This is a genomic window from Trinickia sp. Y13, assembly GCF_029522115.1.
Lineage (GTDB): Bacteria > Pseudomonadota > Gammaproteobacteria > Burkholderiales > Burkholderiaceae > Trinickia.
On the sequence record NZ_JAKWFK010000003.1, the window covers coordinates 138,500 to 158,688 of the forward strand.

The 20,189-nt window shown below is 63.8% G+C and carries 12 protein-coding genes and 1 tRNA gene; 8 read left to right on the forward strand and 5 right to left on the reverse strand.

Annotated elements, in window-relative coordinates; all coding sequences use genetic code 11:
• Positions 1 to 80: 80 nt before the first annotated feature.
• Complete coding sequence (xth, locus tag MMB74_RS06845) at positions 81 to 857, reverse strand: exodeoxyribonuclease III (protein ID WP_277427857.1); 777 nt, start codon at positions 855 to 857, stop codon at positions 81 to 83.
• 227 nt (positions 858 to 1,084) lie between these two features.
• On the opposite strand from xth, the gene MMB74_RS06850 reads away from it, so the two are divergent.
• The 5 genes from MMB74_RS06850 (at position 1,085) to MMB74_RS06870 (ending at position 6,844) form a co-directional block, all read left to right on the forward strand.
• Complete coding sequence (locus MMB74_RS06850; protein ID WP_277427858.1) at positions 1,085 to 1,879, forward strand: SDR family oxidoreductase; 795 nt, start codon at positions 1,085 to 1,087, stop codon at positions 1,877 to 1,879.
• A gap of 37 nt (positions 1,880 to 1,916) precedes the next feature.
• Positions 1,917 to 1,993: transfer RNA gene (locus MMB74_RS06855), tRNA-Met, on the forward strand.
• 478 nt (positions 1,994 to 2,471) lie between these two features.
• Complete coding sequence (locus MMB74_RS06860) at positions 2,472 to 4,106, forward strand: methyl-accepting chemotaxis protein (RefSeq protein WP_277427859.1); 1,635 nt, start codon at positions 2,472 to 2,474, stop codon at positions 4,104 to 4,106.
• A 194-nt stretch (positions 4,107 to 4,300) separates the two neighbouring features.
• The gene (dinB, locus tag MMB74_RS06865) at positions 4,301 to 5,368 is read left to right on the forward strand and encodes a DNA polymerase IV (RefSeq protein WP_277428185.1); all 1,068 of its coding nucleotides are present in this window, start codon (positions 4,301 to 4,303) and stop codon (positions 5,366 to 5,368) included.
• Between the two features lie 189 nt (positions 5,369 to 5,557).
• Positions 5,558 to 6,844 (forward strand): amidohydrolase family protein, encoded by a 1,287-nt coding sequence (locus MMB74_RS06870; protein ID WP_277427860.1) that lies wholly within the window; start codon positions 5,558 to 5,560, stop codon positions 6,842 to 6,844.
• Positions 6,845 to 6,880: 36 nt separating this feature from the next.
• On the opposite strand, the gene MMB74_RS06875 is transcribed toward MMB74_RS06870, so the two are convergent.
• From MMB74_RS06875 to fixL, 4 genes are all read right to left on the reverse strand, one after another.
• Entirely contained in the window at positions 6,881 to 9,019 is a 2,139-nt protein-coding gene (locus tag MMB74_RS06875) for a M3 family metallopeptidase (protein WP_277427861.1), read from the reverse strand.
• Between the two features lie 180 nt (positions 9,020 to 9,199).
• Entirely contained in the window at positions 9,200 to 10,063 is an 864-nt protein-coding gene (gene folD, locus MMB74_RS06880) for a bifunctional methylenetetrahydrofolate dehydrogenase/methenyltetrahydrofolate cyclohydrolase FolD (RefSeq protein ID WP_277427862.1), read from the reverse strand.
• A gap of 283 nt (positions 10,064 to 10,346) precedes the next feature.
• Positions 10,347 to 10,991 carry an oxygen response regulator transcription factor FixJ gene (gene fixJ / locus MMB74_RS06885; protein ID WP_277427863.1) on the reverse strand — a complete coding sequence of 215 codons (645 nt, stop codon included), beginning with the start codon at positions 10,989 to 10,991 and terminating at the stop codon, positions 10,347 to 10,349.
• Positions 10,988 to 13,504 carry an oxygen sensor histidine kinase FixL gene (gene fixL, locus MMB74_RS06890; RefSeq protein ID WP_277427864.1) on the reverse strand — a complete coding sequence of 839 codons (2,517 nt, stop codon included), beginning with the start codon at positions 13,502 to 13,504 and terminating at the stop codon, positions 10,988 to 10,990. Before fixL ends, fixJ begins: the two co-directional genes overlap by 4 nt.
• A gap of 273 nt (positions 13,505 to 13,777) precedes the next feature.
• On the opposite strand from fixL, the gene aceE reads away from it, so the two are divergent.
• The 3 genes from aceE to lpdA all read left to right on the forward strand — a co-directional run bounded on the left by aceE (position 13,778) and on the right by lpdA (position 20,071).
• Positions 13,778 to 16,474, forward strand: a complete 2,697-nt coding sequence (gene aceE / locus MMB74_RS06895; protein WP_277427865.1) for a pyruvate dehydrogenase (acetyl-transferring), homodimeric type — start codon at positions 13,778 to 13,780, stop codon at positions 16,472 to 16,474.
• 84 nt (positions 16,475 to 16,558) lie between these two features.
• The gene (aceF, locus tag MMB74_RS06900; protein ID WP_277427866.1) at positions 16,559 to 18,244 is read left to right on the forward strand and encodes a dihydrolipoyllysine-residue acetyltransferase; all 1,686 of its coding nucleotides are present in this window, start codon (positions 16,559 to 16,561) and stop codon (positions 18,242 to 18,244) included.
• Between the two features lie 39 nt (positions 18,245 to 18,283).
• Complete coding sequence (gene lpdA / locus MMB74_RS06905; protein ID WP_277427867.1) at positions 18,284 to 20,071, forward strand: dihydrolipoyl dehydrogenase; 1,788 nt, start codon at positions 18,284 to 18,286, stop codon at positions 20,069 to 20,071.
• Positions 20,072 to 20,189: the final 118 nt, after the last annotated feature.

The following is a 20,189-nucleotide window of genomic DNA, read 5'->3' on the forward strand; positions in this document are numbered from 1 at the left end:
GCAGTTGCGTACCGCTATGCGCGATCAAAAGGCCGACGACTCCAACGGAGCGTCGGCCTTGTTCATGGCGTGGGTCGTCCTTAATCGATTTGCGCGATCACCGGCGCATGATCGGACGGTTGCTCCCATTTACGCGGGGTTTTGTCGACTTCGCATAGGGTGCACCCTTGGGCAAGGTCGGGCGAGAGCAAGATGTGATCGATGCGCAGGCCCGCGTTGCGACGGAACGCGAGCATGCGGTAGTCCCACCACGTGAAGGTTTTCTCGGGCTGATCGAACTTGCGGAAGGCATCGACGAAGCCCAGTTCGACCAGCTTGGCGAACGCCGAGCGCTCTTCGGGCGAAACGAGGTTCTGGCCTTCCCAGGCTTTCGGATCGTGAACGTCGCGATCTTCGGGGGCGATGTTGTAATCGCCTAGCAGCGCAAGTTTCGGGTGGGCGTGAAGTTCATCCTTGAGCCATTGCGCAAGCGCCTCCAGCCAACGCAGCTTGTAGGCGAACTTATCGGTGCCGGGCGCTTGACCGTTCGGGAAGTAGGCCGAGACGATACGCGCGCCGCCGACGGTCAAGGCGATCAAGCGTTGTTGTTCATCGTCGAAGCCGGGAATGTTGCGGACGATTTGCGTCTCGTCGACCTCAATGCCATCGCGAACGACGATCGCCACGCCGTTATAGGTCTTTTGTCCGGCGTACCAGCTTCGATAGCCCTTTGCGGCGAGTTCGGCGCGCGGAAATTTTTCGTCGGGCATTTTCAATTCCTGCAGGCAGAGCACATCGACATGGCTCAGGTCGAGCCAATCGATGACGTGTTGCTGGCGAACCTTCAGCGAATTGACATTCCAAGTGGCGATTTTCATGGTGCTCTCGTATCGTGTGCCGCACGGGGAATAGGCGGAGTCCTCTCGTTGCGTCGCCGCGCTCGTGAATCGGCAGCGCGCCGCGTTGGCGGCTGGGGCGAGCCAGACGTGATGGTAAACGCTATCGGCGATGAAAGCGCGTCGATCCGCTCTGCGCCAAAATAGGCGGCTCGCGGCTCGATGCACCGCGACGCATCGCTTCTCGGACCGACACCACGGAGATCACCATGCACATCGATTTGACAGGCAAGACTGCACTCGTGAGCGCCTCGACGGCCGGCATCGGCTTTGCCATCGCGACGGGCCTTGCCCGCGCGGGCGCTCGCACGATCATCAACGGACGCAGCGAGGCTTCCGTCGTGAAATCGCTCGATGCATTGCGCGAGGCCCTGCCTGGCGCCGACGTGCGCGGTATTGCCGCCGATCTGTCCACGGCGGCGGGAGTCGCCAAGCTCGTGGAAGCGATGCCCGAGGCCGACATCCTCGTCAACAACGCAGGTATTTACGGACCGGAACCCTTCTTCGACGTCACCGACGAAACGTGGGAGCGATTCTTTCAAACGAACGTCATGTCGGGCGTGCGCCTCTCGCGTCACTACCTGCGCGGCATGCTCGCACGCAATTGGGGGCGCGTCGTGTTCATTTCGTCGGAGTCGGCGCTCAACATCCCCGGCGACATGATCCATTACGGCATGACGAAGACTGCGCAGTTGGCGATCGCGCGCGGGTTGGCGAAGTTGGGGGCCGGCACGCAGGTGACCGTCAATTCGGTGCTGCCTGGGCCGACGATGTCCGAAGGCGTCAAGCGCATGCTCGAGGGCGCCGCCGAGAAAGAGGGCAGGGAGATCGACGAAGTCGCCGTGGACTTCGTGCGTGAGCATCGCGGCAGTTCGATCTTGCGGCGTCCCGCGAGCGTCGAAGAAGTGGCCAATCTCGTCGTCTACGTTTGCTCGCCCCAAGCCTCGGCGACGACAGGCGCGGCATTGCGAGTCGATGGCGGGGTCGTCGATAGTATTGTTTGACGCGCTGCACGAACTCTCGTATAATTTATTTCTCTGACGCGGGGTGGAGCAGTCTGGCAGCTCGTCGGGCTCATAACCCGAAGGTCGTAGGTTCAAATCCTACCCCCGCAACCAAACACAAAAACCCGCTACTATTAGCGGGTTTTTGCTTTTGCAGTGCTGTTTGCGGCTGCCGGTGCAACATCGGGGCGCCGATTCCCCTATTCACTCCTATTCGCTCCCCATTCGTTGGCCGCGCCTTCGCTCAAGGACGGATGCGCCGTTCACCCTCAAGCATTCGCACCTCGCGCCGATATCGCATAAAGCGGTCACGTCGGGCCGATGGCTCCATCGAATCGCGCTCGCTTGTGCGCGCAGCCTCATCCATCTGGGCGTATCCGTCCCCATTCGATGTCACGCGCAAGCGTTGACGACGTTCTTCTTCAGCTAATTAGGAGAACTAAGTAACGGCTAGCGTTGGCGGCAGCCTTGCACTCGGCCGATCTCGCTGCCGGTGCCGAGCGGCGCCCGAAGACACGCTCCACCCACCTACGTTGTATCCCGCCCGCGGCCTGTGCTGCCGCGCGAGGGGTTGTTTGGCAGAGGAAGCAGCATGAAATGGTTTTATGACTTGAAGATCGCGCGACGGCTGATGATTTTGAATCTTGCGGCTGCCGTCGCGTTGTTCGCGGTCACAGGGTTCGGCATTTATCAATCGCGGCGCGTCTACGATGCCGCGAGCTATGCCAGCGAGAATACTGTCCCTAGCTTCGAAACGCTCGGTGCGGCATTGAAGGCGTTCGATGCATTGACTCTGCTCACGAGCAAGCACGTATCCGAGTCCGATCCTCGTAAGATGCAGGAGATCGAGCAGCAGATCGGACAGCAACGCGAGAACCTGCGCGCGCAGTTCGCCCATTACGAGACGCTCGTGTCGGATCAAAAAGACCGCGACTTACTCGCAGCCGATGTCGCGGCCGTCGAACAAGTGGCGAAGCTCCGCGATCAAGCGCTGGCGCTCTCGCGCGAAAACCGCAAGCAAGACGCCGACGCAATGCTCAACGCAGCCCTGGCCGATGCTACCGAGCGTCTCGATGCTGCGTTGCAGGCACACCTCGCGTACAACGACCAGCTTGGCAGGGAAGGCACGCAGCGTGCCAGCGCATTGATCGAGCGCGCGAACCTGCTGGAAATCGCGACCTCGCTCGTGGTCATGGGCGGCGTGTTCGGCTTGGGTGTCATCGCCGCGCGTTCCATTACGCGGCCGCTCGAGCGCGCCGTCGCGTTCGCGCATCGGGTCGCGCAAGGCGATCTGAGCACGGCGGCCGGGGCGCGCACTCGCGATGAGACCGGGCAATTGTTGCGCGAACTCGATGAGATGAACGGCAACCTCAAAGGCGTCGTCGCGAAGGTGCGCGGCGGCAGCGAGACGATTTCGACCGCGACGGCCCAAATCGCCGCGGGAAATCTCGATCTGTCCTCGCGCACGGAAGAGCAGGCGTCCTCGCTCCAGCAGACGGCCGCCAGCATGGAACAGATCACATCGACGGTCAGGTTGAACGCGGAGAATGCGCAGCAGGCGAGCGCGCTGGCGTCCAGTGCGTCCGATGTGGCGCAAAAGGGCAGCGGCGTGGTCGGGCGCGTCGTCGATACGATGACGCAGATCAGCGATCGCTCGGCAAAGATTGCGGACATCACGGGAATGATCGAGGGTATCGCGTTCCAGACCAACATCCTTGCGTTGAACGCGGCTGTCGAAGCCGCGCGAGCGGGCGAGCAAGGCCGCGGGTTCGCGGTCGTGGCGAGCGAGGTGCGCAGTCTCGCGCAACGCTCGTCGAGCGCGGCCAAGGAAATCAAGGATCTGATCGCCGCTTCGGTGGAAACGGTCGCCGAAGGCTCGGCGCTCGCCGGCGAGGCCGGCACGACGATGACGGAGGTCACGCGAGCCATTTCGCGCGTGACCGACATCATGGGCGAGATCGCCGCAGCCTCGGAGGAACAACGCCGCGGCATCGAACAAGTGGGCCTCGCGATTTCACAGATGGACGAGGTGACGCAGCAAAATGCGGCGCTCGTCGAGCAAGCTGCTGCCGCCTCGCAATCGCTAGACGAGCAAGGGCGGCGACTGAACGACGCCGTCGCCTTCTTTCGCATCGCCGGTGCAACTCATGCGCATAGGCTGTCGAACGTCAGCGAGCCCAGGGCCACGGCGGCGATGAAGGCTGACGATTGGTCGTTGGCCGCGTGAGAGGAAGAGGGAAACGGTGCGAATGTCGTGAGGTTGAGGCGCCGGAGCCAAGCAGGGCGAAGCCGCCATGATCGGGTCGCTTGAAATGGTTACTGTGTTTTTGTACAGTAACGCTCACCTTGAGCACGCGCGCACCGACTTCACCCGCCACCGTTCCGGTACCGCCCGGCGCTGAGGCCTCGCTCGCGCGCAAAATCATCCACTGCGATTGCGATTGCTTCTACGCATCGGTCGAAATGCGCGACGATCCTAGCCTGCGCGGCCGGCCGCTAGCCGTTGGGGGGCGGCCCGAGCAGCGCGGCGTGATCGCCACGTGCAACTACGAGGCGCGTCGGTTCGGCGTGCATTCGGCTATGTCCTCGGCGCTCGCCGTGCGCAAGTGCCCGGGCCTGTTGATCCTGCCGCCGGCCATGGAGAAGTATCGCGTCGCGTCGCGGCAAATCATGGCGATTTACCGCGACTACACGCCGATCGTCGAGCCATTGTCGCTCGACGAAGCCTATCTCGACGTCACGCTCGCGCCGCACTGCAAAGGCAGCGCGACCTTGATGGCCGCCGAAATCCGCGAGCGTGTGCGCGATACGGTCGGTGTGACGGTATCGGCGGGCGTCGCGCCAAACAAATTCGTCGCGAAGATCGCCTCCGATTGGAACAAGCCCGACGGGCTATTCGTCGTCCGCCCGCATGAAGTCGATGCCTTCGTCGCCGCGCTGCCGGTGCGGAAAATTTTCGGCGTCGGCAAAGTCACCGCGGCCAAGCTCGAACAACTCGGGGTGGAAACGTGCCGCGATCTACGCGAGTGGTCGCTCGTCGATCTCCATCGGCGCTTCGGCGCATTCGGACGCAGGCTGTACGACTTGTCGCGCGGGAACGATCATCGTGCCGTCCAACCCGATCAGGAACGCAAGTCGGTCAGTGTCGAAACGACGTACGTGAACGATCTACGAACCCTAGACGATTGCGCAGCGCAGTTACGGTTGCTCGCCGAGCAGCTCGACGTGCGCATCGAGCGCGTGGGCGCGGCGGCGGCCATCCGCAAGCTCTACGTGAAGATTCGATTCGCGGATTTCCAACGCACGACGGTCGAATGTGTCGCCAGCGAAACCGATCTGCCCACCTTCCTCGCATTGCTTGAAAAAGGTTTCGCGCGTCGCGCCCGGCCTGTTCGCTTGCTCGGGGTGGGGGTGCGGCTCGAGGAGGACGACGGCACCGGGCGAGGACAATTCCCGTTGTTCGACCATGAGCCCCATGACGAAAGTTGAGCGGCAGGCTAGGTGCGGCCGGCTCGGTACGGCACGCTAGGCGCCGAGGGCTAAGCGGGCAGGGCTAGAATCGAGCCTGACTCGCGCGCTCGTCAGGGCGCGCCTTGCCCGTGCACCGCGCGCATCCGATGTCGGAAATAGCCAGCATCACCGGCGCCATGCGCCGGCCCAACGCCCGAGGAGCCGTTCATGGATCTCATCATTCGTCGCGCCGCACTGTGCGAGCACGTTGCCGGTCGCGATGCACCGGTCGACATCGCCATGGAGGCCGGCCGCATCGTCGCAGTCGAGCCCAACCTTACGGCGAAGGCCGCGCAGGAGCTCGACGCCGCGGGTTCGCTCGTCGCGCCAGCATTCGTCGATGCGCATTTTCATCTGGACGCCACATTGTCCTACGGCCTGCCGCGTATCAACGCATCGGGCACGTTGCTCGAAGGCATCGCGCTTTGGGGGGAGCTCAAGCCGCAATTGACGCAAGAGGCGCTGATCGAACGCGCGCTTAGGTATTGCGATTGGGCCGTCGCACGAGGGCTGCTCGCCATTCGCTCGCACGTCGACGTTTGCGATCCCCGCTTGCTAGCGGTCGAAGCGCTGCTCGAGGTCAAGCGCCGCGTCGCGCCATATTTGGACTTGCAGCTCGTGGCCTTCCCGCAGGACGGGTTGCTGCGCTCGCCGGGCGCGTTCGACAATTTGAAGCGGGCGGTGGCGATGGGCGTCGATGTCGTCGGCGGTATTCCCCACTTCGAGCGAACGATGGCGGACGGTGCGGAATCGGTTCGCCTGTTGTGCGAATTCGCGGCGGATAAGGGGTTGCCCGTCGATATGCACTGCGACGAATCGGACGATCCGCTCTCGCGCCATATCGAGACCCTCTGTGCGCAGGCCCATCGGCTGGGGCTTCACGGCCGCGTGGCGGGGTCGCATTTGACGTCGATGCATTCGATGGACAACTACTACGTCAGCAAGCTGCTTGCGTTGATGCGCGAGTCAGGCGTGGCCGCGATCGCCAATCCGCTCATCAACATCACGCTGCAGGGCAGGGCCGATACGTATCCCAAGCGCCGCGGCATGACCCGCGTGCCCGAGATGATGGCGGCCGGCATCGAAGTGGCGTTCGGTCACGATTGCGTGATGGACCCGTGGTACGGCTTGGGTTCGGCCGACATGTTGGAAGTTGCCCATATGGGCCTGCATGTGGCGCAAATGACCGGCGTCGATGCGATGCGCGCCGCGTTCGACGCGGTGACCGTCAACGCCGCGCGTATTTTGAATCTGGAGGGCTACGGCATTGCCCCGGGTTGCCGCGCCGATTGCGTCGTGCTCGATGCGCGCGATCCGATCGAGGCGATTCGGTTGCGCGCGACGCGGCTGGCTGTCGTGCGTCGCGGCAAGATCGTCGCGCGCACCCCGGCAGCGCACGCTACACTCGCGCTAGAAGGGCGCCCTGGCGAAGTCGACTTCAAACTGAGCCGCTGACGTCCTTCATCGCGATTGCGATGCGCTTGCTCCGCTTCAACCCGCCTGCAGTGGGGCTTGCGCCATGCCGTTGTGCCGCAGCAGCGCGTCGATGGTCGGGGCGCGGCCGCGGAACGCCTTGAACGAATCCATCGCGGGACGGCTGCCGCCGACTTCGAGGATTTCTTGGCGGTAGCGTGTGCCCGTCGCGACATCGAGAACGCTGCCTTGCGCGGCCTTGGCTGCATCTTCGAAGGCCGCGTAGGCATCGGCCGACAATACCTCCGCCCACTTATAGCTGTAGTACCCCGCCGCGTAGCCGCCGGCGAAAATATGGCTGAACGTATTGGGCCAGCGCGAAAAGCTCGCTTGCTCGATCACGTGATAGCGCGCGTTGATTTCGCGGGCGAGCGCGTTGGCGCTTTGCGCCCCATCCGGATCGAAGCTCGTATGCAGCAGCATGTCGTACATCGAGAAGACGATCTGGCGCAGCATGCCGAGCCCGCTTTGGAAATTCTTTGCGGCGATCATCTTGTCGAAGAGCTCGCGCGGTAGTTTCGCGCCGGTGTCGACGTGCGACGACATATCGGCCAGTACGTCCCATTCCCAGCAGAAGTTTTCGAGGAATTGCGACGGCAGCTCGACGGCGTCCCATTCGACGCCGTTGATGCCCGACACGCCCAGCTCGCCCACGCGCGTGAGCATGTGGTGCAGCCCGTGGCCGAACTCGTGAAATAGCGTGATGACTTCGTCGTGCGTGAAGCAAGCCGGTTTGCCGCCGACCGGCGCCGAGAAGTTGCAGGTCAAATAAGCGACGGGCGTTTGCAGGCTGCCGTCGCTGCGCTGATGGCGGGAGCGGGCATCGTCCATCCAGGCGCCGCCGCGCTTGCCCTCGCGTGCGTACAGGTCGAGATAGAATTGCGCGCGCAGCGTGCCGTCGTCGTTCTCGACGCGGAAGAAGCGCACGTCGGGGTGCCAGACGGGCGCGTCATCTTGGCGGATCCGCACGCCGAACAGTGTTTGCGCGACCTTGAAGAGCCCGCCGATCACCGCCTGCTCGGGGAAGTATTGCTTGACCTCGTTCTCGGAGAACGCATAACGCTTTTCGCGCAAGCGCTCGCCCGCAAACGCAACGTCCCACGGCTCGAGTTGCGCGAGAGCGAGCTCGCTCGCGGCGAATTCGCGCAGCTCCTGCCAATCCTTTTCGCCATAGGGGCGTGCGCGGCGCGCGAGATCTTCGAGGAAGTCGATGACTTGCTCGGGCGTATCGGCCATCTTCGGCACGAGCGAGACGTCGGCGAAGTTGCGGTAGCCGAGCATCTGCGCTTCTTCTTTGCGCAACTTCAAGATGTCGGCGACGTTCTGCGTATTGTCCCACTCGAGCTTGCCGCCGCCGTAGGTGGCGCCGAGCTCCGAGGCGCGCGTGACGTAAGCGCGATACATCGCTTCGCGCATCGGACGGTGCGCGGCGTACTGCATGACCGGAAAGTACGACGGGAAGTGAAGCGTGAATTTCCACCCTTGCACGCCGGCTTCTTGCGCCGCTTCGCGAGCCGCCTCGATCACGTCGGCGGGCAGCCCCGCCAGTTCGGCTTCGGTCGTGGCGATATAGGCGTAGGCGTTCGTCGCGTCGAGCACGTGATCGGAGAACGCTTTGGCAAGCGCCGCCTGGCGTTCTTGCAATTCGGAGAAGCGCGGCTTCTGTTCTTCTGGCAGTTCGGCGCCCGAGAGCCGGAAATCGCGCAACGCGTTCTGCAAAATCTTTTTGCGCTCATCCGTGAGCCCCGCGTAGGCGGGACTTGCGACGATCGCCTTGTACTTGTCGAACAGCGCCAGGTTTTGGCCGACGTTCGACCAGAATTCGGTGACGCGCGGCAGGTTCTCGCCGTAAGCGGTGCGCAGCTCGGGCGTATCGGCGACGGCGTTCAAATGACCGACGATGCCCCAGGCCCGCGAAAGCGGCTCGGTGGCGGCCTCGGTCGTTTCGACTACTTCGGCCCAGGTTGCCGGCGTGGCGGGATCGGTCGCATGGTCGATCGCCGCTTGCGCCTTGGCAAGCAAGACATCGAGCGCGGGCGTGATGTGCTCGGCGCGAATCTGGCCGAAGCGCGGCAGGCCGGAGAAGTCGAGCAGCGGGTTCTCGTTCGGGATGCGCTGATCCAGTGCAGAGGACGAATCGGTGGTATTCGATGCCATAGCGCTATTCCTGTCTGTCTAGTGAGAGGTGTCTAGTGTCTCGTGCCCTAGCGGCAGGCGCTGGCGCGCCCGACTCCGTCATTATTGGGGCACAACGCACCGATTCCAATTGATGGCGGGCATTTTCGATGCCGCTGCGATCGCGGCGACGCCCTTCGCGGGCGCCGACCGGATGGCAGCTCAGCCTAGCGCCGTGCCCGCAGCGCGTTCGGCGGCTTCGATCGTGTTCACGAGCAGCATCGTGATCGTCATGGGGCCTACGCCGCCTGGCACTGGCGTGATGAGGCCCGCCACGGCCGAGACGCCGGCGAAGTCGACATCGCCGCACAGCTTGCCCGCTTCGTCGCGATTCATGCCGACATCGATGACGGTCGCACCGGGTTTGACCATGTTCGCCGTCAGAATGTTGCGCCGCCCGGTTGCGGCGACGACGATGTCGGCGCAACGCGTGTGGGCGGCCAGATCGCGGGTTTTGCTATGGCAGATCGTGACGGTGGCGCCCGCTTCGAGCAGCAGCATTGCCATCGGCTTGCCGACGATGTTCGAGCGGCCGATCACGACGGCGTTCGCGCCTTGCAACGGCACCTCGTGCGCCTCGAACATCTTCATGACGCCGTACGGCGTGCAAGGCCGAAACAGCGGCTTACCGGTCATCAAGGCGCCCGCGTTCGCGATATGGAAGCCGTCGACGTCCTTTTCGGGCGCGATCGCTTCGATCACTTTGTGGCTGTCGATGTGCTGCGGCAGCGGCAGTTGCACGAGGATGCCGTGAATGCGCGGATCGCGATTGAGGGCGTCGATGCGGGACAGCAGATCGGCTTCGGACAGCGTAGCGGGGTAGCGATCGTAAGAAGAGTAAAGGCCGTTGTCCTCGCACGCTTTCACCTTGTTGCGCACGTAAACTTCGCTGGCCGGATTGTCGCCCACGAGCACCACCGCGAGCCCCGGCTGGTGGCCGCGCGCCGTGAGCTGGGCGGCGCGTGCTGCCACTTGCGCGCGAAGGGTCTTGGAGAGGGCGAGGCCGTCGATCAATTTGGCTGTCATGGTGGTCGGTCGAGAATGAGACGAAGAAAAGCGGCTATCGCGCGAGGGGCAGGGGCCGGCGGGGCGCGATGCGCTAGGCCCCGAATAGGCGGGCGCGAGCGGCAAGAACGCGGATGCCCGGTGAGGAGCCGGGACGACGGCAGCCGCAGACGCATCGCGGCGCGTGACAAAAGCGTAATTATAGCGTCGGACGCGAGGCCGACACGTCGGATAGGCCCGGCGCGAGCGCGCTGCGAGCCAAGCAAAGGCGGCGCGGCGCGCGCCACGCCGCCGGGCGCGACGGTTACGTCTGGTTGGCGGGCTTGTTCGACAACGCGAGGCGCAGCAGGTCGGCCACCGTGTTGACGTTGAGCTTTTCCATGATGTTGGCGCGGTGGGCTTCGACCGTCTTGATGCTAATGCCCAGATCGTCGGCGATTTGCTTGTTCAAGCGGCCGGCGATGATGCGCTCGAGCACCTGATGCTCGCGCGCCGTCAGCTTGCCTAGGCGCTCGGCGGCCGCGCGCTGCTGCTGCACGGTGCTGCTTTCGCTGCGCGCCTTGTCGAGCATGCGTTCCACGAGCTTGCGCAACTCGGCTTCGTCGAACGGCTTCTCGATGAAATCCATCGCGCCTTTTTTCATCGTCGATACGGCCATCGGCACGTCGCCATGGCCTGTGACGAAGATGATCGGCAGCGAGGCGTTTTCTGCGATAAGGCGCTCTTGCAGCTCGAGCCCGCTCATGCCCGACATGCGCACGTCTAGGATCAGGCAAGCGATCTGGCCGGCATGCTGTGCGGGCTGATACGCTTCGAGGAATTGCTCCGCGCTCGAAAAGCACTGCACGCGGTAGCCATTCGCTTCCAACAGCCAGCGCAGCGAATCTCGCACGGCTTCGTCGTCATCGACCACGAAGACGGTTTCTTGACTAGTGACTGGGCTGCTCATAGCTCTCCCGTAACGGTTTGTGGTCTCGGCGCTTCGACCCGGCCCCCGTGGCCCGGGTCGCTTGGTTCGCCGATCGGCAGACTACAGTGAAATGTGGCGCCTGTGATCTTGCCATTCTCGTCCACGTTGTTGACAACCCACAGACGGCCTCGATGAGACTCGATGATCGAGCGGCAAATATTGAGCCCCATGCCCATGCCGTCCGACTTGGTGCTGTAAAACGGCTCGAACAGACGTTCGATTGCCGCTTCGTCGACGCCCGGGCCCTGGTCGATCACGCTGATGCAGACGAACCCGGCGTCGAGTCGAACGATGACGCGGATCACCGCGTCGAGCGCGTTCGGGCGCGCCTCGTGCATGGCTTCGGCGGCGTTCTTGAGCAAATTGACGAGCACCTGCTCGATCAGCACGGGATCGACATAAATGACGGGCAAGCGCGAGCGGATTTCGGTGAGGATCCGAATGCGCCGTTTGCGCGCTTCGATTTCGGCCAGCCCGACCGCGTCCGCTACGATGTCCGATACGCGGGCGGCTTGGCGCTTGGGTTCGCTGCGTTTGACGAATTCGCGGATGCGCTTGATGATCATGCCGGCGCGCACCGCCTGTTGCGCCGTTTTCTCGAGCACGGGCAGCAGCGTATCGGGCGTCGTGCGGCCGGCTTTGACGAGCGCGACGGTGCCCGAGCAGTAGTTGTTGATGGCCGCGAGCGGTTGGTTCAGCTCATGCGCGAGCGAGGAGGCCATTTCCCCCATCGTCATCAAGCGGCTCGTGAAGTGCAGTTTCTCTTCCTGCTGCCGCGCGAGTTCCTGGGCTTGCTTGCGCGTGGTGATGTCCGTGGCGATCTGCATTTGCGCGAGATGGCCGTCGACCCATTGGATGTACTGGCGCCGCACCTCGAACCACTTCTGGATGCTCTGCACGTAGATCTCTTGGGCATCGGCCGCGCTTTCCGTCAGCGCGGCGGCGGGCAGCCCTGCGTAGGTATCGACCATGTCGATCGAATCGGACGAAGCTTGCGCGCTGTCGAAGCCGCCGCCGGCGAGTTCGAGGTGGCCGTCCGGACGAATGCCGAACAGATGCCGGTAGTAGCGGTTGGCGAAGAGCAGCTCTGCCTCGTCGGCCGCGAGCACCGACACGGCGGCGTCCAAGCTCTCGAGCACGGTGGTGAAGCGTTCGTGCGCGGCGGCGAGTTCCTCGCGCGCCCGCTTGGGCTCGGTGATGTCGGTCATCGACGACATCCAGCCCGTTTGGCGCCCCGAGCTGTCGATCAGCGGCGAGACGTACAGGCGCGCATGAAACAGCGAGCCGTCTTTGCGCCGCACGCGCAGCTCGAACCCGGAGGAGGGCGCCTTGCCGCGCAGCGTCATGTCGAGTTGGCGCTGCATCTCGGGGTAGGAGTCGCGCGGCCAATAGGGAAACGGCGCCGTCTTGCCGACGAGGTCGCTCTCGTCCCAGCCCGTCATGCGGCAAAACGCCGGGTTCACGTGCGTGATGCGCCCATGCATATCGAGCACGCGCATGCCGATCAGCACGGAATTCTCCATCGCCCGGCGGAAGAAGGCTTCCGCATACAGCGCCTGCTGCGCCTCGAAGCGCTGGCGCGTGTGCTTCCACAGGCTCCACAAGCTCCACAGCACGAAGCACGAGAGCCCGGCCACGAGCCAGACGAGCGTGTTGTTCGTGAAGTTCGTGATCTGCGGGAAGGCGTAGACGCGCACCGTCACGCCCTGGCCCGGCGGGTCGAGCGGCAGATCGTAGAACATGTCGCGCGGCAAGCGCGGGCGCGTGGACGTGGTAGCCAGCTCGCGGTTGTTCACGTCGGTGATCGAGATCTTGTACTTGGCCGACAGCTCGGACGGAATGTCGTGCTTGAGGATCCCTTCGATCGAGAACACGGCTGCAATGGAGCCGAGGAACTCGCGGTCGCGGTAGATCGGCGTTTGCAGCGTCAAATAGCCGTTGCCGACGTCGTCGTAGATCAGCGGCGAATAGACCTGGCGCCGCGTGCCGCGCGCATCGGCGAAGGAGGCTTTCACCGCTTCGTCCATCTGCGCGTCGGTGAGCCGTGCGAAGCGTTGGCCGGCGAGCGGCAGCGGCGTATTGGGCCAGCGCGGCGTCTTCGCCACCGTATACCAGTTCAGGTACAGGATCTCGGGATGCGCCTGCATGATGTCCGCCGTCGACATCTCGAACGAATGCTGATCGGCATGGCCGGCGGCGATGTCGCGCGCGAGCGCCTGCAGTTGCTCCTGCGCGCCCGTCATCGACAGGCGGATTTGCTGCTGCGCCCATGCGACGTTGCGATACAGCGTGTCCTCTTGCTGCTGCTGCTCCCGCCGGTTCAAGCTCCATAGGATCAAGCTCATCACCACCAGGAACACGAGGATCGAGAGCAGGGGCGTGAGCAAATACGAGTTGGACCACCACGGTCCGTGGTGCCAGCGGGACGGCGCCGAGTCCGCCCGGGGACCGGACGGCCGCGCCGAGCGTGCGAAAAGCCGATCGGTCAACATGGCTCGAATTGTAGCGCAGCAGGCCCGCGCCAATTGGCGTAAAACAAGCCTATTCACCCCTCATTGCATGCAACTGAGCGCACATTGCCGCACGGATGCCAGCATTTTTAGGTGCGTCGCAACAATATTCCGTATTATGAGAAATCATCTCGTCATTCGAAAAATTGTTTGCTAAGGCCCTGCAAGCATCATTACAATCGCCGACAACTGCCGCGGTCCCCCGGGTCTGCGCCGTCCGTTCGAAGAGAGCATTCCCCAATCCAGGAGACGAGAATGTCCGCTGTGCCCGACGAAGTCATGAAATATGTCGCCGCCGATAAAGACGACGATCCCCAAGAAACCGGCGAATGGCTCGACGCGCTCGAAGGGGTCATTTCTGCCGTCGGCCCGGACCGAGCGCACTATTTGATCGAAAAGCAGATCGAGTTCGCCCGCGTGCACGGCGAGCATCTGCCGTTCTCGGCCAATACGCCGTACATCAATACGATTCCCGTGTCGCGCCAGGCCAAGATTCCGGGCGACCAGGACATCGAGCATCGCATCCGCTCGTATACGCGCTGGAACGCGATCGCGATGGTGCTGCGCGCCGGCAAGCATACGAACGTGGGCGGCCACATCGCGTCGTTCGCCTCGGCGGCCACGCTGTACGACGTCGGCTTCAACCATTTCTGGCATGCGCCGTCGCCCGAGCATGGCGGCGATCTCGTGTTCGTGCAGGGGCACTCGTCGCCGGGTGTCTATTCGCGCGCGTTCCTGCTCGGCCGGTTGACGGAGAAGCAGCTCGACAACTTCCGCCAGGAAGTGGGCGGCGAGGGCATCTCGTCGTATCCGCACCCGTGGCTGATGCCCGATTTCTGGCAATTCCCGACCGTTTCGATGGGCCTTGGGCCGATCATGGCGATCTATCAAGCGCGCTTCATGAAGTACATGCAAGCGCGCGGCATCGCCAAGACGCAGGGCCGCAAGGTCTGGGCGTTCCTCGGCGACGGCGAAACGGACGAGCCCGAATCGCTCGGCGCGATCGGCATGGCCGGCCGCGAGCGGCTCGATAACCTGGTTTTCGTCATCAACTGCAACTTGCAGCGCCTCGATGGCCCGGTGCGCGGCAACGGCAAGATCATTCAAGAGCTCGAATCGGAATTCCGCGGCGCCGGCTGGAACGTCATCAAGGTGGTCTGGGGCAGCCGCTGGGACGCATTGTTCGCGCGCGACAAGACCGGTGCGCTGATGCGCCGCATGATGGAAGTCGTCGACGGCGAATACCAAACGTACAAATCGGAATCGGGCGCGTTCGTGCGCGAGCATTTCTTCAACACGCCCGAGTTGAAGGCGCTCGTCGCCGATTGGTCCGACGAGGACATCTGGAACCTGAACCGCGGCGGCCACGATCCGCACAAGATCTACGCGGCGTTTCATGAAGCGACGCACGCGAAGGGTCAGCCCACCGTCATCCTGGCCAAGACCATCAAGGGCTACGGCATGGGCGAGGCCGGCCAAGCCATGAACATCACCCACCAGCAAAAGAAGATGCAGGTGGATCAGCTCAAGGTGTTCCGCGATCAATTCCGCCTGCCGATCTCCGACGAAGATATCGTCAACGTGCCGTACCTGACGTTCGAAGAAGGCTCGAAGGAACTCGAGTACATGCGCACGCGGCGTCAAGAGCTTGGCGGCTATCTGCCGGCGCGCCGGCAGAAGGCCGAATCGCTGCCGGTGCCGGCGCTGAGCGCGTTCGAGCCTTTGCTCAAGGGCACGGGCGAAGGGCGCGAGATCTCCACGACGATGGCGTTCGTGCGGATCTTGAACATCCTGCTCAAGGACAAAGCGCTCGGCAAGCGCGTCGTGCCGATCGTGCCTGACGAATCGCGCACGTTCGGCATGGAGGGCTTGTTCCGCCAGATCGGCATTTGGAATCAGGAAGGGCAGAAGTACGTGCCGGAAGATTCCGATCAGCTGATGTTCTATAAGGAATCGGAAACCGGCCAGATCCTGCAGGAAGGCATCAACGAAGCCGGCGGCATGTGTGACTGGATCGCGGCTGCGACGTCGTATTCGACGCACGGCGAGATCATGGTGCCGTTCTACGTCTTCTATTCGATGTTCGGCTTGCAGCGGATCGGCGATCTCGTGTGGGCGGCCGGGGACATGCGCTCGCGCGGTTTCCTGCTCGGCGGCACGGCGGGGCGCACGACGCTGAACGGCGAAGGCTTGCAGCACGAAGACGGCCACTCGCTGCTGTGGGCGCAATCGGTTCCGAATTGCCTGAGCTACGACCCCACGTTCGGCTACGAGCTCGCGGTCATCATGCAAGACGGCTTGCGCCGCATGGTGCAGAACCAGGAAGACGTGTTCTATTACATCACCGTGATGAACGAGAACTACGAGCACCCGGCCATGCCGCAGGGCGAGAACGTAGCGAGCGACATCATCAAGGGCATGTATTCGTTCAAGAAGGCCGACGGTGCATCGAAGAGCCCGCGCGTGCAACTGATGGGCGCCGGCACGATCATGAACGAAGTGATCGCGGCCGCCGATCTGCTCAAGAACGATTGGGGCGTCGACGCCGATATTTGGGGCGTGCCGAGCTTCACCCAGCTCGCGCGCGAAGGCCAGGACATCGCGCGTTGGAACCTGTTGCATCCGAGCGAGCCGCGCAAGCTCTCGCACGTCGAGACGCTGCTCAAGGATGCGAAGGGTCCCGTCATCGCTTCGACCGATTACGTGCGTGCGCTGGCCGATCAGATTCGCGCTTACGTGCCGAACCGGTTCGTGGTGCTCGGCACCGACGGCTTCGGCCGCTCGGATACGCGCGAGAAGCTGCGTCATTTCTTCGAAGTCGATCGTTACTGGGTCACCGTTGCGGCGCTGAACGCGCTGGCCGACGAGGGCGCGATCGAGCGCAAGGTCGTAGCCGATGCGTTGTCCAAGTACCGGCTCGACCCCAACAAACCCAACCCGATGACCGTTTAAGGCATCGCCTTCGCGTGAGGCTATGCGCGCCCGCCGCTTGGTAACACGGCGGGCGCGCCTGTGTGAGCCCTGGAGACACGAACAATGAGTGAAGCGATCGAAGTCAAGGTGCCGGACATCGGCGACTATAAAGACGTGCCCGTCATCGAGATCCTCGTGAAGGCCGGCGACGCCGTCGAAAAAGAACAGTCCCTCGTGACGCTGGAGTCGGACAAGGCGACGATGGACGTGCCGAGCCCGCAAGCGGGCACGGTCAAGGAAGTGAAGATCAAGCAGGGCGATTCCGTGTCGGAAGGCACGTTGATCGTGCTGCTCGAGCCCGTTGCGGGCGGCGCGCAAAATGCCAAACCCGCGCAGGCCAACGGCGCCGCGGGCAGCGCGCAAGCGAGCGCCCCGGCGCAAGCGGCTGCCGCGCCCGCTCCCGCCCCCACAGGCGGCGGCAGCGTGCAGGAAGTGAAGGTGCCGGACATCGGCGACTACAAAGACGTGCCCGTCATCGAAGTGGCGGTCAAGCCCGGCGATGCGGTCGAGAAAGAGCAGTCGCTCATGACGCTCGAATCGGACAAGGCGACGATGGACGTGCCGAGCCCGGTGGCCGGCGTCGTCAAGGAAGTAAAAGTGAAGGTGGGCGACACGGTGTCCGAAGGCACGCTGATCGTCCTCGTCGAGGCACAAGGCGCGCAGGGCGCCGCGCCGGCAGCGCCGGCGAAGGAGCCGGCCGCGGCCGCCAAGAAAGTGGAACCGCCCGCCGATTCGCCGCGCGAAGACGCACGGCACAGCATGCCGGCGCAACCGTCCGCGCTCGCGCAAGCGCCGATCATTCCGGCCGGCGAAGGCGGGGCGCGCCAGCCGAGTCATGCATCGCCGTCGGTGCGCAAGTTCGCGCGCGAGCTTGGCGTCGACATCGCTCGCGTACCCGGGACCGGCCCCAAGGGCCGCATCACGCAGGACGACGTCACCGCGTTCGTCAAGGGCGTGATGACGGGGCAGCGCGCGCTTGCCGGTGCCGCGCCCGCTGCGTCGGCCGGCGGCGGCGAGCTCAATCTGCTGCCGTGGCCGAAGGTCGATTTCACGAAGTTCGGCCCCATCGATCCGAAGCCGCTCTCGCGCATCAAGAAAATCTCGGGCGCCAATCTGCATCGCAATTGGGTCATGATTCCGCACGTCACGAACAACGACGAAGCGGATATCACCGAGCTCGAAGCGCTGCGGGTGCAGTTGAACAAGGAAAACGAAAAAGCGGGCGTGAAGATCACGATGCTCGCATTCGTCATCAAGGCCGTGGTATCGGCGTTGCGCAAATTCCCGACGTTCAATGCGAGTCTTGACGGCGACAATCTGGTCTTCAAGCAGTACTACCACGTCGGCTTCGCGGCCGATACGCCGAACGGTCTCGTCGTGCCGGTCATTCGCGATGCGGACAAGAAGGGGCTCATCGACATCGCCAAGGAAATGGCCGAGCTGTCCAAGCTCGCCCGCGAAGGCAAGCTCAAGCCCGATCAGATGCAAGGCGGCTGCTTCTCGATTTCCTCGCTCGGCGGTATCGGCGGCACGCATTTCACGCCGATCATCAACGCACCCGAAGTGGCGATTCTGGGGCTGTCGCGCAGCGCCATGAAGCCCGTGTGGGATGGCAAGCAGTTCGTGCCGCGCCTCACGCTGCCGCTCTCGCTCTCGTACGATCACCGCGTGATCGACGGTGCGGCAGCCGCGCGCTTCAACGCGTATCTCGGTGCGCTGCTCGCCGATTTCCGGCGCGTGATTCTTTAATCGTCGAATACGGCGCGGTCCAAAAACAAGGGGACGTGAATGAGTCTCGTCGAAGTGAAGGTGCCGGATATCGGCGATTTCAACGATGTCGACGTTATCGAGGTCAACATCAAGCCTGGCGACGTGATCGAGAAAGAGCAGTCGTTGCTCACGCTCGAATCGGATAAGGCGTCGATGGAAGTGCCGAGCGATGTGGCCGGCACGGTCAAGGAAGTGAGAATCAAGGCCGGCGACAAGGTGTCGCAAGGAACGGTGGTCGCGCTCGTCGAGGCGCAAGAGGCGGCCCCCGCGCCGGCCAAGGCTGCGAGCGCGCCGCCTGCTGCCGCAGCGCCCGCGCCGGCCCAGAGCGCGGCCCCGTCCGCCGCTTCGGCTGGCGCTGCTGCCGCACCCGCGGCGGGCAGCTACGCCGGTGCGGCCGACGTCGAATGCGACATGCTCGTGCTCGGCGCCGGTCCCGGCGGCTATTCGGCGGCATTCCGCTCGGCCGATCTAGGCATGAAGACGGTGCTCGTGGAGCGTTATTCGACGCTCGGCGGCGTGTGCTTGAACGTCGGGTGCATTCCGTCGAAGGCGCTGCTGCATACGGCGCTCATCACCGACGAAGTCGCGGCCCTGGCCGAGCATGGCATCACGTTCGGCAAGCCGCAGATCGATCTCGACAAGCTGCGCGGATTCAAGTCGGGCGTCGTCAAGAAGCTGACGACGGGCCTGGCCGGCATGGCGAAGGCGCGCAAGGTCGAAGTGGTGACGGGCGTCGGCGCATTCCTCGATCCGCACCATATGGAAGTGCAGGGCGAGGGCGGCAAGAAGGTCGTCAAGTTCAAGCAGGCGATCATCGCGGCCGGCTCGCAAGCCGTGAAACTGCCGTTCATGCCGGAGGACCCGCGCGTCGTCGATTCGACGGGTGCGCTCGAGTTGCGCCAAGTGCCGCAGCGCATGCTCGTCATCGGCGGGGGCATCATCGGCCTCGAAATGGCGACCGTCTATGCAACGCTCGGCGCGCAGATCGACGTCGTGGAAATGCTCGACGGCTTGATGATGGGCGCCGATCGCGACCTCGTGAAGGTCTGGGAGAAGTACAGCTCGAAGTATTTCTCGAAGGTGATGCTGCGCACGAAGACGGCGGCCGCCGAGGCGAAATCGGATGGCATCTACGTCAAGTTCGAAGGCGAGCAGGCGCCGGCCGAGCCGCAGCGCTACGATCTCGTGCTCGTCGCCGTCGGCCGCAGCCCGAATGGCAAGAAGATCGGCGCGGACAGGGCGGGCGTGGCGGTGACGGATCGCGGCTTCATCGACGTCGATAAGCAGATGCGTACGAACGTGCCGCATATCTTTGCCATCGGCGATGTCGTCGGCCAGCCCATGCTCGCGCACAAGGCCGTGCACGAGGGGCATGTGGCGGCCGAGGCCGCGCATGGCGAGAAGGCGTACTTCGACGCGCTGCAGATTCCGTCGGTCGCTTATACGGATCCGGAAGTGGCATGGGCCGGCAAGACGGAAGAGCAGTGCAAGGCCGAAGGCATCAAGTACGGCAAGGCGGTCTTCCCGTGGGCCGCATCGGGCCGCGCGATCGCCAACGGCCGCGACGAGGGCTTCACGAAGCTGATCTTCGATGAGCAAACCCATCGCGTGATCGGCGGCGGTATCGTCGGGCTCAACGCCGGCGATCTGATCAGCGAAGTCTGTTTGGCGATCGAGATGGGGGCGGATGCGACCGACATCGGCCGCACGATCCATCCGCACCCGACGCTGGGCGAATCGGTCGGGATGGCAGCCGAACTGTTCGAAGGCGTGTGCACGGACTTGCCGCCGCAGCGAAAGAAGTAGGGCGTGTCGCTTGCCGCCGGGCGCGTGTCCGGCGGCGCACCAAAGCTGACCGGCGCTCGGGGCGAGCGGCGGGCGGCGGGCGCACGTGCTGCGCCTGGTTCGGGCAAGGCGCGCACGC